This window comes from Micromonospora sp. HM5-17 (assembly GCF_003762835.1).
GTDB lineage: Bacteria > Actinomycetota > Actinomycetes > Mycobacteriales > Micromonosporaceae > Plantactinospora.
Genome location: NZ_RJWA01000003.1, coordinates 244,586 through 257,594, shown reverse-complemented (window position 1 = coordinate 257,594; position 13,009 = coordinate 244,586). Strand labels below are relative to the sequence as shown.

Here is a 13,009-nt window from a genome sequence, read left to right as displayed (position 1 = left end):
CCCCCCTCACCGTCGGCCCGACAACGAATGGCATCGAGAGCGAGCGCCCCTGGTGAGCGGTCGGCATCGCGCTGAGCTGGGGTGTCTGGATTCGAACCAGAAGCTCAAGGCTCCAAAGGCCTGCGGGTTGCCGTTACCCCACACCCCATCGGCATACCAGCCTAACGACTCATCGATCACCCGCTTGCACAGCGTCCACCGGGGCGATGAGCGCGTCGATCTTACCCCCGATCACCCCATCGAGCGCTCTGCCGCGCGCCCCGTGACGATCAGGCAAACCGCACGACACAACTCCCGCGCGGTGCCCGGCACTGACCAACCCGCCCCGCGCGGCGCGACGGCCCGGACGCGACGCCCGCGCCGATCGGACGGCGGTTTCGTCGACTCGACCCCGGGGTACCCAGAATCACGCACGACCAGCAGATTCGCACTGGCGTACGACCTCATCGGTCGATGATTGCCAGCGGATTCTCAGGTTCGAACCCATGGCAGACTACGAGGGCGTAGGTTACGGTGACGTAGGCGTAAGTTTTTTCGTCACCCCTACGCTCCAGCGAGGTGCCATGTCGTCCGTCCTGCTCGAACCGCCGCCGCCCGGCGGGGCAAAGGGCCCCAAGCCACTCACCGAAGGCATGCAGTCCAGAGGCGTTCTCCTCGCCCTCTGGTGCTTCGTGACCATTCCCTTCCTCGCCCTGCTCGCGGCCGTACCGGTGGCCTGGGGCGGATGGCTGTCCTGGACCGACATCGCGATCGCCGCCTCGTGGTACGTGGTGGCCGGGCTGGGCATCACCGTCGGCTTCCACCGCTACTTCACCCACGGGTCGTTCAAGGCCAAGCGCTGGCTGCGGGTCAGCCTGGCGGTCGCCGGCTCGTTCGCCATCCAGGGCAGCATCATCCAGTGGGTCGCCGACCACCGCCGGCACCACGCCTTCTCCGACGTCGAGGGCGACCCGCACTCCCCGTGGCGCTTCGGCTCCAGCGTCTGGGGACTGACCAGGGGCCTGTTCCACGCCCACGTGGGCTGGCTGTTCAACCGGGAGCTCTCCAACCGAGAGCGGTTCGCCCCCGACCTGCTCGCCGACCGGGACGTCAACCGGGTGGACCGGCTCTTCCCGCTGATGGTGGCGATCTCGCTGCTCACCCCGGCGGCGCTCGGCGGCCTGGTCACCTGGTCCTGGCAGGGTGCCCTCACCGCGTTCTTCTGGGCCGGCCTGGTCCGGGTCTCCCTGCTGCACCACGTCACCTGGGCGATCAACTCCGTCTGCCACGTGTACGGCGAGCGGCCGTTCGTGGTGCGCCAGGGCGACCGGGCGGCGAACTTCTGGCCGCTGGCGATCCTCTCGTTCGGGGAGAGCTGGCACAACCTGCACCACGCCGATCCGACCTGCGCCCGGCACGGCGTGCTGCGCGGACAGATCGACATCACGGCCCGCGCCATCTGGCTGCTCGAGAAGTGCGGCGCCGCGTACGACGTGCGGTGGCCGAGGCCCGAACGGATCGCCGCGAAACTGATCAAAGCGACCCCGACACGGTGAGCGGCGCCGCCTGACCACCATCCTGCCCCGTACCGTCCCCTGGCAGGATGACCAGGTGACCAAGCGCGGCGAGGGCACCACCAGGGACGGCACGAGTCGACACGGCAGTGCGGAACGACAGCGGGGTGACACGGTGACGGACCGCCCGGGCACGGGCCGCGGTACCCGTCGCCGGCAGGTCTCGACCTCGGCGTCGCCCCCGCCGAAAGCCGGTTCCCGGGTACGGATGTCCGCGGCGCAGCGCCGGGAACAGCTCATCGCCATCGGCCGGCAGGCCTTCGCCGAACGCGGCTTCGACGCCACCTCCATCGAGGAGGTCGCGGCCCGGGCGAAGGTCTCCAAGCCGGTCGTCTACGAACACTTCGGCGGCAAGGAGGGACTCTACGCGGTCGTGGTCGACCGGGAGGTCCGGGCTCTGCTCGACCGGATCGCCGCGGCGCTGACCGCCGGGCACCCCCGGGAGCTGCTGGAACAGGCGGCGCTCGCCCTGCTCGACTACATCGAGGAAGAGACGGACGGGTTCCGGGTGCTGGTACGGGAGTCTCCGCTCCTCTCTGCCAGCGGAAGCTTCAGCAGCGTGATGAACGACGTGGCGCACCAGGTCGAGCACATCCTGGGCGCCGAGTTCAAGGCGCGGGGATACGACCCGAAGCTGGCCGAGCTCTACTCGCAGTCCCTGGTCGGGATGGTGGCGCTGAGTGGACGCTGGTGGCTGGAGGTGCGCAAGCCTCGTAAGGAGACGGTGGCCGCGCACCTGGTGAATCTGGCCTGGAACGGCCTGTCCCACCTCGAGGCCAAGCCGACCCTGCTGACCCGACGTACCCCACGCTGATCGGGTCGGCCCGGGGCACGGGCGACGCCGGCCGGGTGGCCGGCGGCCGGTGTCGTCAGCGCCCCGGGCGGACCGAGGTGCTGCCGCGGAGCTCCTCCTCCGTCTCGGCGTAATCGGGCGGGCCGACCTTGTCGTAGAGCCCGGTGGCCAGGAACAGCAGCCCGAAGATCAGCGACACGATGACCGTGGACATCGAGAAGTTGAGGATGTTGGCCTCGGTCTGCAGCACGCTCATCATGATCAGACCGGTGAGCAGGAACACCACCCCGGCGGCCAGGTTCATCAGGTGTCCGAGGTTGCCCCGGTGCACCGCGCCGAAGAGCACGACGAGCCCGAAGACCACCGACACCAGCGAGAAGGCCAGGTTGGTGCGGAGCCCAAGGACCCAGTGGCTGCCCCGGCTGAGGAGCGGTTCGCCGGCGGTGTCGATGATCCCGAGGATGCCGAAGATCAGGATGTAGAGCGCGATCAGCCCGGCGATGACCCGGTAGACGGGCCGGGCCGGGTGGTTGACGGGTATGTGTCCCATGGCCCCTCCTCCGCGACGCGGGAGGACTTTTGTCCCGATTGTCGCCTCGTCCTGATTGTCGCTCAGGTCGGCGGAGGCTGCCCGGCGAACGGAGATCCGCGCCGGGAGGCGGGCGGGGACGCGAGTCCGGTGGCCGGCGCGCGGTGCGCCGGCCCGGCTCAGAGCACCAGGCGGGCCTGCTGCCAGGCCTGGTGCTCCTCGTCGGTGCCGACCTTGCCGTACATGCCGGCCATCAGCAGGACCAGGCCGATGATCATGCTGACGATCGAGGTCGCCACCGTGAAGTTGAGGTAGTTGGCGTCGGTACGAAGCGTCGCCAGGGTGGCCAGGCCGAGCACGATGAAGAGGTACCCGAACCACTTGTTGACCACGACGTCGACGTTGCGGCCGATCAGGGTGGCGAGGACGATGATCACGCCGAGGACGGCGCAGATCACCGAGTTGCCGAGGTTGGTGCCCTGGCCCAGCACGGTGGTGTCGTCCTGGGCGAAGAACTCGGCGCCGCTGGTGTCGATGATGCCGAGGACACCGAAGGCCACGAGGTAGAGACCGGTCAGCCCGGCGATCGCCCGGTAGATCGGTCGCGCGGGATGGTTGACGGGGTTGTGGGACATGGTCGGGAGTCTCCAACGCCGTACGGGTGAGGGTCGGCGACGATTCTCGCGCATGGCGTCCGGGCGTCTCCGCACACCCCCGGCGCCGTGTCGGGCCCGTCACCGCCGGCACCGGGTGGGCGTCGACACCGCTCATCTCTCCGGAACCTGTTCGGCGATGGCCAGCCACGCCTCCTCGATCTGCTCCCGTTCGGCCCGGATGGCCCGGAGCTGGCCGTCAAGCTCGGTGAGCCTGGCGTAGTCGGTCGCGTGCGCTGCGAGCTGGTCGTGCAGCTCCGCCTCCCGCCGCGTCAGCCGGTCGATCTGCCGCTCCAGCCGGGTCAGCTCCTTGCGGGCCGCGCGCAGCTCTCCCCCGGAGAGCTCGGTCGTGCCCGACTTCCCCACCGCGGTCGGCGGTACGCCGTCCGGCCGGCTCTCCCCGGCCGGGCCCGCTCGCCCCGGGGCGGGGGCGAGGTACTCCTCGACGCCCCCGGGCAGGTGTACCAGACGGCCGTCGCCGAACATGGCGTACACCACGTCGGTGACCCGCTCGATCAGGTAACGGTCGTGGCTGGCCACGATCACCGTTCCGGGCCAGGAGTCGAGCAGGTCCTCCAGCGCGGCCAGCGTGTCGGTGTCCAGGTCGTTCGTCGGCTCGTCGAGGATCAGCACGTTCGGTTCGGCGGCCAGCAGCCGGAGCAGTTGCAGCCGACGTCGCTCCCCGCCGGAGAGGTCCGCGACCGGGGTCCAGAGCCGCCGGTCGTCGAAGCCGAACATCCCGGCGAGCTGTGCGGCGCCGATCTCGCGGTCGCCGAGGACGACCCGCCGGGCGACCTCCTCGACCGCCTCCAGCACCCGCAACCGGCCCGGGAGTTCGGCCAGCTCCTGCGACAGGTACGCGGGCCGGACCGTCGCGCCGACCCGGATCTGCCCCTGGTCGGGTCGCCGGGTGCCGGCGAGCAATCGGAGCAGGGTCGTCTTGCCGACGCCGTTCGCCCCGACGACCGCGATCCGGTCGCCGGGGCCGACCTGCCAGGTCAGGTTCTCCAGGATCAGCTTCCCGCCGGCCCGGAGGGTGACGTCGGTCAGGTCGTACACCTGGCGGCCGAGCCGGGCGGTGGCCAGGCGTTGCAGGGTCACCGTGTCCCGGGGCGACGGGACGTCGGCGATCAGCGCGTTCGCCGCCTCGATCCGGAAGCGCGGTTTGGAGGTCCGGGCCGGGGCGCCGCGACGCAGCCAGGCGATCTCCTTGCGCAACAGGTTCTGCCGGCGCGCCTCGGCCACGGCGGCGAGCCGTTCCCGCTCCGCCCGGGCCAGCGTCCAGGCGGCGTAACCGCCCTCGTGGCTGCGTACCGTCTGGTCGGCGACCTCCCAGGTGGTGGTGCAGACGGCGTCCAGGAACCACCGGTCGTGGGTGACCACCACCAGCGCGCCGCGCTTGGCGATCAGGTGCCGGGCCAACCAGTCGACCCCGGCCACGTCCAGGTGGTTGGTTGGCTCGTCCAGGACGAGCAGGTCGGCGGCCCGGACCAGCAGCGCGGCGAGCGCCACCCGCCGCCGCTCGCCGCCGGACATCGGCCCGACCGGCTGGTCTAGGCCGAGGTGCGGCATGCCGAGGCCGTCGAGGACGGTCCGGACCCCGGCGTCGCCGGCCCACTCGTGCTCGGCGCCAAACCCCTCGGCGAGCCAGGCGGTGCCGAGGACGACGTCCCGGACGCTGGCGTCGGGATCGAGACCGACGGCCTGCGGCAGCCAGGCGACCCGCAGGCCACGGCGGTGGGTCACCCGGCCGCTGTCCGGTTCCTCCGTCTTGGTCAACAGTCGCAGCAGGGTCGACTTGCCGGCGCCGTTGAGCCCGACGACCCCGATCCGGTCCGAGTCGCTGAGGCCGAGGGAGACGTCGGTGAGGAGCGGCCCCGCCGCGCCGTACCCCTTGGAGACCCGGTCCAGGTTGACGATGGTGGCCATGGCCCTGACCGTAGTCACGGTCGGCGGTCGGAGCTCACCCGGCTCCGATGCCCGCCCGAGCCCCCGGCACCGGCCCGTACGCGGTCCGGGCGGTCCGGCACACCCCCGCGGCACGCAGCTCGGCGGCGACGCGTTCCGCCTCCCCCGCGTCGGGTGCGAGGAAGACGCAGGTGGGGCCGGAGCCGGAGACGATGCCGGCAAGCGCGCCGGCGGCCTCGCCCGCCCTGAGGGTCTCGACGAGGGACGGCCGCAGCGACACGGCGGCGGCCTGCAGGTCGTTGCCGAGCGCCCGGCCGAGCCGGGCCGGGTCACGCCCGCGCAGCGCCGCGAGGAGGGCGTCGGCGTTGCGTAGCGGCGGCGGGGCGGCGTCCTCGGCGCGGAGCCGGTCCAGTTCGCGGTAGGCGGCCGGCGTGGAGAGGCCCCCGTCGGCGATCGCCACCACCCAGTGCCAGGTGACCGGCCGGGCCAGGATCGGGCTGATCGTCTCGCCGCGGCCGGTGCCGAGCGCGGTGCCGCCGTACACCAGGAAGGGGACGTCGGAGCCGAGCCCGGCGGCGATCCGGGCCAGCTCGTCGCGGGAGAGGTTGGTGCCCCAGAGCGCGTCGCAGGCGACCAGCGTGGCGGCCGCGTCCGCGCTGCCGCCGGCCAGCCCGGCCGCGAGCGGGATCTGCTTGCGCAGGTGCAACCGGGCATGGGCCGGCACCCCGGTGTGCGCGGCCAGGGCCCGGGCGGCCCGGATCACCAGGTTCGACTCGTCCAGCGCCAGCTCACCGGCGCCCTCGCCCTCCATCGTCAGGGTGAGGGTGTCGCCGTGCCGGGCGGTCAGCTCGTCGTAGAGCGAGATCGCCTGGTAGACGGTATTCAGCTCATGGTAGCCGTCCGGGCGCGGCGGACCGACCCCGAGGAACAGATTGATCTTCGCGGGAACCCGAACCCGGACCGGGCCGGGTGGACGTCGACGGGGTGGCCCGGCCTCGTCGTCCGGGCCCCATGCCTCGGTCACGGGACGACGTCCCGCACGCTCGGCCGGGCCTCGGACGGGCTCGCCGGGCCCCGGCCGGCGACGGGTCCGGACCGGTCCCCGACCGGCTGCGCCACCATCGCGGACACCTCCTCCTCGAACTGGGCGTCAGCCTACTCGGCGCCGCCGGCGACGACCGGGGCCGACGCGGCGATCGCGGCGAACTCGTGGACGGTCAGCGACTCGCCCCGGGCTCCGGGATCGACACCGGCGGCGGTGAGCGCGGCCGCCGCCCGGTCCGGACCACCGGCCCAGCCGGCCAGCGCGGCCCGCAGGGTCTTGCGACGCTGCGCGAACGCCGCGTCGACCACGGCGAAGACCGCCGACCCGGGTACGTCGTCCCGGGGCGGCTCGCGCCGGGTGAAGGCGACCAGTCCGGAGTCGACGTTCGGGACCGGCCAGAAGACGTTCGGCGGCACCCGGCCGGCGGGGCGGGCCTCGGCGTACCAGGCGAGCTTCACCGACGGGACGCCGTAGATCTTCGAACCGGGGCCCGCGGTGAGCCGGTCGGCGACCTCCTTCTGCACCATCACCAGGCCGTGCCGCAGACCGGGCAACTCGGCGAGCAGGTGCAGGACCACCGGCACCGCGACGTTGTACGGCAGGTTCGCGACCAGCGCGGTCGGCGCGGGTGCGCCCAGCTCGGCGGCGGTGATCCGCAGCGCGTCGGCGCGGTGCACGGTCAACCGGCCGGCCTCGGCCGGGCCGGCGTGCCGGGCCACCGTCTCGGGCAGGGCCCGGGCCAGCGTCGGATCGATCTCGACGGCATGCACGTGTCCGGCGACCGGCAGCAGGCCGAGGGTGAGCGAGCCGAGCCCGGGGCCCACCTCGACGACGACGTCGGTCGGGGCCAGGCCGGCGGCGGCGACGATCCGCCGAACCGTGTTGGGGTCGTGCACGAAGTTCTGGCCGAGCTTCTTGGTCGGCGTGACACCCAGGCGGGCGGCGAGTTCCCGGATTTCCGCCGGGCCGAGCAGGTCTACGGCCACGCTGTGCCAGGGTACGGGGCGCCGGGACGGCAGCCGACCATCGACCCGGCCGTCGGCCCACCGGGTCGCCCCGGGACCGTGGTGTCGGTCGTCAACGCACCCCGGCCCCGGCTCTCGGCGGGGACGACTCCCGGTGCGACGGTCAGCCCGCCGGGGTGGGGAGTACGGGCGCACCGGCGAAGTGGCAGGCGGCGACGTGGGTCTCCGCCGCCTCGCCGCCGGGCGTACGGAGCACGGGTTCCTCGCGCCGACAGACGTCCTGCACGATCGGACAGCGGGTGTGGAAGCGGCAGCCGGCGGGCGGGTCGACCGGGCTGGGCGGGTCTCCGGCGAGCACGATCCGGGGCCGTCCCCGCTCGCTCGGGTGCCGGACCGGTACGGAGGAGAGCAGCGCCCGGGTGTACGGGTGGGCCGGCTCCCGGTAGACCGCCGCGCCCGGGCCCAGCTCCACGACGCGGCCCAGGTACATCACCGCGACCCGGTGCGAGACGTGGCGGACCACGCCGAGGTCGTGCGCGATGAAGACCAACGCGATCCCGAGCCGTTGTTGCAACTCGGCGAGGAGGTTGACCACCTGCGCCTGGACCGACACGTCCAGCGCGGAGACCGGCTCGTCGCAGACGATCACCCGGGGTTCGGTGGCCAGTGCCCGGGCGATGCCGATCCGCTGCCGCTGCCCGCCGGAGAACTCGTGTGGGAACCGGCGCATCATGTCCGGCGCCAGCCCGACCATCTCCAGCAATTCGGCGACCCGGTCCCGCCGGGCCGCCGCACCCCGGACGAGCCGGTGCACGTCGAGCGGTTCGGCGACCACGTCGATGATCGGCATCCGGGGGTTGAGCGAGGTGAGCGGATCCTGGAAGACCATCTGCACGGCACGGCGCAGCTCGCGGCGCCGGGCACCCCGGGCGGTGGCGACGTCGAGACCGGCGTAGCGGACGTGCCCGGCGTCGGGTCGTTCCAGCCCGACCAGCATCCGGGCCAGCGTGGACTTGCCGCAACCGGACTCGCCGACCACGCCGAGGGTTTCCCCGGCGAAGACGCTCAGGTCGACCCCGTCCACCGCGCGTACCCGGGCGCGACCGCCGAGGCTGCGTCCGGCCCGGTACGACTTCCGGACCCCGACGGCGACCAGCAGCGGCTCGCCCGGACCCGCCGGACCGGAGGCCGGGCCGGAGTGCGCCGGGCCGGGGTGCGCCGGGCCGGTCGGACCGGGCCCGGCGGCCTCGGACGGACCGGAGGTCAGCGGGCCCGGAGTGCGCGGGCCAGCGGAGGCCGACAGCACCGTGGGCATCCCGGTGTCGGCGGCCGGCGGTCCGCTGCCGGCGTCCTGCGCGGCGGCGGCCGGATGAGGCCCGGCCGGCCCGACGGGACGCCGACCGGCGGAGGCTGGACCGGCGGCGGTCCGGCCGGGCGCGGCCGGGTGGTCAGACGGCGGCATCGACGGCCTCCTCGGCGTAGTGGCAGGCGGCGGTCCGGCCGGGGGCGGTGAGCGTCCGGCGCTCGGGACGGACCATCGGACACTCGGCGCCGGCCCGGTCGCACCGCGGGTGGAAGGCGCAGCCGCTGGGCAGCGCGAGCAGGTTCGGCGGGCTGCCCGGGATCGGGCGCAGCCGGTCGCCCGGTTGGTCCAGATCGGGTACGGAGCGCAGCAGCGCCGCGGTGTACGGGTGCGCCGGGGCGTCCAGGACCTCGGTCACCGTGCCGGTCTCGACGATCCGGCCGGCGTACATCACCGCGACCCGGTCGGCAAGTTCGGCGGCGACCCCGAGGTCGTGAGTGATGAGCAGGACACCCATCCCGAGTTCGGTGCGCAGCCGGTCGACGAGGGCGAGGATCTGCGCCTGCACGGTGACGTCGAGGGCCGTGGTCGGCTCGTCCGCGATGAGCAGCCGGGGACCGAGCGCCACGGCCATCGCGATCAGGATCCGTTGGCGCATGCCGCCGGAGAACTGGTGCGGGTAGTCCCGGATGCGGCGTTCCGGGGCGGGGATGCCGACCAACCGGAGCAGCTCCACCGCCTCGGCCCGGGCCGCCCGGCGGGAGAGACCGCGGTGGATCCGGAAGACCTCGCCGAGCTGGTCGCCGATCGAGAGCACGGGGTTCAGTGCGGAGAGCGCGTCCTGGAAGACCAGCGCCATCGTCTCGCCGCGCAGCGTACGGACCTCGTCCGGGCGCAGCCGGGTCAGGTCGGTACCGGCGACCCGCACCTCGGCGGCGCGGACGTGTACGCCGGGGCCGTCGAGCAGGCCCATCACGGCGCGGGCGGTGACCGACTTGCCGGAGCCGGACTCGCCGAGCAGCGCCAGCACCTCGCCGGCGTCGACGTCGAGGTCGACCCCGCGTACCGCCGGGACCTCGCCACGGCGGCCGGAGAAGGTGACGTCGAGGTCCCGGACCCGGAGTGCGGCGGGGGCGTCGCCCGGTGCGCCGCGTCCGGTCGGTGCCGTCCTAGTCACTACACCTCCTGAATTTCCGTGATGTTTCCCGACGTAACGATTTCTGGCATCGGATCCAAGATTCGCGCCGGAAGTGGACACCATGTTGACACGATGCGCCCGATCCTGGCAATCTCTGCACCCACATCGCCGACAATCCACGCCGGGATCCGCCCAGACGCCGGAAACCGCCGCGCGCCCGGGGTCCCGGGGAACGATCCGAAGGAGGGAACGGCGTGCTCGACCCGGCCACCGCCTACACCGGATACACGTCCTACAGCTACCTTGAGCCAGGCGTCGACTACCGGGAGTTCACACTCGCCCCGGAGCTTGGTCGGGTGCCGGCGTACCAGGGGATCTCGCTGTCGGACTCGCAGCGGGACCGGGTCCGTCGGCTGCTCACCGACAACATCGTGATCTCGCTGCACGACCACCCGTCGGTCTTCCCGGAGAACATCCGGGAGACGGTCGACTACAACCGCACCGCGCGCCACCGCACCGGCTACGCCGGGCTGGCCCGCTCCGGCATGACCGCCGTCTTCGACAACATGATGGACGGCACCTGCTGCGTGACCAGCCAGATGGGCTGGAAATGGACCGACGTCATCGCCGACCTCGGCATGCGTCTGTCCGACCTGGCCCACCAGGACTTCCTGATCCGGGTCGAGCGGCTGGCCGACATCCACCACGCCCACGAGACCGGGCGGATGGGGCTGGTGCTGGCCACCGAGGCCGCCACCATGATCGAGAACGAGCTGGACCGGATCGACATGCTCTACGGCTTCGGGGTCCGGCAGATGGGTATCGCGTACAGCGAGGCGAACACGCTGGGCAGCGGCCTCAAGGAGCGCAACGACGGCGGCCTGACGTACTTCGGCGAGAAGGCGGTACGCCGGATGAACAAGCTCGGCATCGCCATCGACGTCTCGCACTCTGGCGACCGGACCTCGCTCGACGTCATCCGCCACTCCACCAAGCCGATCTTCATCACCCACGCCGGGGCCCGGAGCGTCTGGCCGACGAACCGGATGAAGCCCGACGAGGTGATCCGGGCCTGCGCCGAGCGGGGCGGGGTGATCGGTCTGGAGGCCGCGCCACACACCACCCTCTCCCCGGCCCATCCCCGACACAGCCTGGACTCGGTGATGGACCACTTCACCTACTGCGTCGACCTCGTCGGCATCGACCACGTCGCGTTCGGGCCGGACACGCTCTTCGGCGACCACGTCGGGCTGCACGACACATTCGCCGCGCACCTGTCCATCGCCGAGGCGCACGGGCACGTCGAGCACCCCCGCGTGCCGTACGTCGACGGGCTGGAGAACCCGGCCGAGTGCTTCTGGAACATCGTCTCCTGGCTGGTCAGCCACGACTACTCGGACGACGAGATCACCAAGGTCCTGGGGGGCAACATCCTGCGCGTCCTTGAGGAGGTCTGGCACTGATGCGTACGTTTCGGCGTGCCCTCGCCGTGGCGGTGGGCACGCTCTCGATAGGACTGGCGGCGACCGCCTGCGCCCCCAGCAACCCCGACAGCGGCTCCGGGGACGGCGGCGGTTCCGCCGACCGGATCACCATCGGCACCACCGCCGACGTGCTCAACTACAACCCGCTGGTCGGCAACAGTCGCACCGACACCTGGGTGACGAACCTGATGTATCCCCGCCTGATGGGGATGGGGATGGACGGCGTCCGAACGCCGTACCTGGCCACGAAGTGGGAGTACACCAACGGCGGGCGCACGGCGAGGGTGACCCTGCGCGACGACTTCACCTGGAGCGACGGGCAGAAGGTGACCGCCGAGGACGTGGCGTTCACCATCGACGCCGTCGCCAAGGAGAAGATCGGCGTCGTCGCCGGCCTCATCTCGTCGTACGAGAAGTCCACCGTCATCTCCCCGACGGAGATCGAGTTCCAGCTCTCCCAGCCGGACGGCACCTTCCTGGAGAACGTCGGCTTCTGGATGCCGGTGGTGCCGAAGCACGTCTTCGGCACGGTCGGCAGCGTGCAGAAGTTCGCCAACGACTCCAACTGGGTCTCGGCCGGGCCGTACCGGCTCACCACGGTGGAACGGGGCCAGCGGTACGTGCTGGAGCGGGTGGAGAACTTCCCGCTGGTGCCGGGCGGTCCCAAGACCAAGGAGGTCGTCTTCCGGGTCTTCCCGGACGTCAACACCGAGGCCCTGGCGCTGCGCAACGGCGACATCGACCTGATCGCGAACGCCCTGCCGCCGCCGCTGGCGAAGACGCTGGAGAGCGACAGCAGGATCAAGCTGGTCAGCGTCCCGTCGCTGGGCTGGGCGCACATGCAGTACAACACCAAGCGCAAGCCGCTGGACCGGCTGGAGGTGCGCCAGGCGCTGGCCGCCGCGGTCGACTACGAGGCGATCCGCCGGGTGGCGCTGCAGGGCAAGGCGGTCTCGTCGAACTCGTCCGTGCTCACCCCGACGCTGAAGCAGTGGCAGGACCCGACGGCGAAGGAGTACGTCCACGACCCGGCGAAGGCGAAGCAGCTGCTCACCGACGCCGGCTTCTCCGACGCGAACGGCGACGGCCTCTTCGACGGACTGAGCCTGCGGATGATCTACGACCAGGCCGACCCGAACATCTCCAAGTGGGCACAGCTCGTCCGGGACTCCAGCAAGGAGGCCGGGATCGAGATCAAGCTGGAAGGTCTCGAGCGGAACACGTACGTGGAGAAGTACACCGCGCGGGACTACGACATCTACGCGGGCTCGTGGGCGATCATGGAGAACCCGCCGGCCAACCTGGCGCTGGCCTTCAAGTGCGGCGGCTTCATCAACTACGCCCAGGTCTGCGACCCGGAGCTGGACCGGCTGATCGACGAGGCGCGGGCCCAGCTCGACCAGGCCAGCCAGAAGGCGCCCATCCAGCAGGCCGCGAAGATCATCTCGGAGAAGGTGTACGACAACGTGCTCTACGTCGAGACCTTCACCATCGCCCACTCGGCGAAGTGGTCCAACTTCGTGGTTCAGCCGAGTGAGCTGCTCTCCATCATCAACCCCGTCTCGCTGGCCCAGGCCACGGCCGACTGACCCGTTAGGAAGGGCCCCTTCTACAACAAAAAACGATAGGAAGGGGCCC

11 protein-coding genes and 1 tRNA gene are annotated in these 13,009 nt (G+C 71.8%); 4 read left to right on the top strand and 8 right to left on the bottom strand.

All coding sequences use genetic code 11. The annotated features are described in order from the left end of the window. Positions 1 to 76: 76 nt before the first annotated feature. Positions 77 to 148: transfer RNA gene (locus EF879_RS10600), tRNA-Gln, on the bottom strand. Positions 149 to 563: 415 nt separating this feature from the next. Between EF879_RS10600 and EF879_RS10595 the strand changes: the two genes are divergently transcribed. Further along, positions 564 to 1,535, top strand: coding sequence for an acyl-CoA desaturase (locus EF879_RS10595; protein WP_123557372.1), 972 nt, complete (start codon positions 564 to 566; stop codon positions 1,533 to 1,535). A gap of 133 nt (positions 1,536 to 1,668) precedes the next feature. Next, positions 1,669 to 2,367 carry a TetR/AcrR family transcriptional regulator gene (locus EF879_RS10590; protein ID WP_123558343.1) on the top strand — a complete coding sequence of 233 codons (699 nt, stop codon included), beginning with the start codon at positions 1,669 to 1,671 and terminating at the stop codon, positions 2,365 to 2,367. A 55-nt stretch (positions 2,368 to 2,422) separates the two neighbouring features. Here EF879_RS10590 and EF879_RS10585 read toward each other — a convergent pair whose 3' ends face one another. From EF879_RS10585 to EF879_RS10555, 7 genes are all read right to left on the bottom strand, one after another. Next, positions 2,423 to 2,896, bottom strand: a complete 474-nt coding sequence (locus EF879_RS10585; protein WP_123557370.1) for a DUF4383 domain-containing protein — start codon at positions 2,894 to 2,896, stop codon at positions 2,423 to 2,425. Between the two features lie 158 nt (positions 2,897 to 3,054). Next, positions 3,055 to 3,510, bottom strand: coding sequence for a DUF4383 domain-containing protein (locus tag EF879_RS10580; RefSeq protein ID WP_123557367.1), 456 nt, complete (start codon positions 3,508 to 3,510; stop codon positions 3,055 to 3,057). Positions 3,511 to 3,642: 132 nt separating this feature from the next. Continuing rightward, entirely contained in the window at positions 3,643 to 5,457 is a 1,815-nt protein-coding gene (locus tag EF879_RS10575) for an ABC-F family ATP-binding cassette domain-containing protein (protein ID WP_123557365.1), read from the bottom strand. A 34-nt stretch (positions 5,458 to 5,491) separates the two neighbouring features. Next, positions 5,492 to 6,460 (bottom strand): 4-(cytidine 5'-diphospho)-2-C-methyl-D-erythritol kinase, encoded by a 969-nt coding sequence (locus tag EF879_RS10570; RefSeq protein ID WP_123557363.1) that lies wholly within the window; start codon positions 6,458 to 6,460, stop codon positions 5,492 to 5,494. Between the two features lie 131 nt (positions 6,461 to 6,591). Beyond that, on the bottom strand, positions 6,592 to 7,467 hold the full coding sequence (gene rsmA / locus EF879_RS10565) for a 16S rRNA (adenine(1518)-N(6)/adenine(1519)-N(6))-dimethyltransferase RsmA (RefSeq protein ID WP_123557361.1): 876 nt from the start codon (positions 7,465 to 7,467) through the stop codon (positions 6,592 to 6,594). A gap of 142 nt (positions 7,468 to 7,609) precedes the next feature. Next, positions 7,610 to 8,761 carry an ABC transporter ATP-binding protein gene (locus EF879_RS10560; protein WP_123558341.1) on the bottom strand — a complete coding sequence of 384 codons (1,152 nt, stop codon included), beginning with the start codon at positions 8,759 to 8,761 and terminating at the stop codon, positions 7,610 to 7,612. 133 nt (positions 8,762 to 8,894) lie between these two features. Beyond that, positions 8,895 to 9,926 (bottom strand): ABC transporter ATP-binding protein, encoded by a 1,032-nt coding sequence (locus EF879_RS10555; protein WP_233604373.1) that lies wholly within the window; start codon positions 9,924 to 9,926, stop codon positions 8,895 to 8,897. 215 nt (positions 9,927 to 10,141) lie between these two features. On the opposite strand from EF879_RS10555, the gene EF879_RS10550 reads away from it, so the two are divergent. Continuing rightward, positions 10,142 to 11,350 (top strand): dipeptidase, encoded by a 1,209-nt coding sequence (locus EF879_RS10550; protein WP_123557357.1) that lies wholly within the window; start codon positions 10,142 to 10,144, stop codon positions 11,348 to 11,350. Further along, a complete protein-coding gene (locus EF879_RS10545; protein ID WP_123557355.1) occupies positions 11,350 to 12,960 on the top strand; it encodes an ABC transporter substrate-binding protein in 1,611 nt (536 codons plus the stop codon). Before EF879_RS10550 ends, EF879_RS10545 begins: the two co-directional genes overlap by 1 nt. Positions 12,961 to 13,009: the final 49 nt, after the last annotated feature.

Bases quoted from the DNA above. Each gene is read 5' to 3' on its own strand.
- EF879_RS10560 (WP_123558341.1), bottom strand. From the start codon at position 8,761: ATGCCCACGGTGCTGTCGGCCTCCGCTGGCCCGCGCACTCCGGGCCCG.
- EF879_RS10585 (WP_123557370.1), bottom strand. From the start codon at position 2,896: ATGGGACACATACCCGTCAACCACCCGGCCCGGCCCGTCTACCGGGTC.
- EF879_RS10595 (WP_123557372.1), top strand. From the start codon at position 564: ATGTCGTCCGTCCTGCTCGAACCGCCGCCGCCCGGCGGGGCAAAGGGC.
- EF879_RS10575 (WP_123557365.1), bottom strand. From the start codon at position 5,457: ATGGCCACCATCGTCAACCTGGACCGGGTCTCCAAGGGGTACGGCGCG.
- EF879_RS10580 (WP_123557367.1), bottom strand. From the start codon at position 3,510: ATGTCCCACAACCCCGTCAACCATCCCGCGCGACCGATCTACCGGGCG.
- EF879_RS10545 (WP_123557355.1), top strand. From the start codon at position 11,350: ATGCGTACGTTTCGGCGTGCCCTCGCCGTGGCGGTGGGCACGCTCTCG.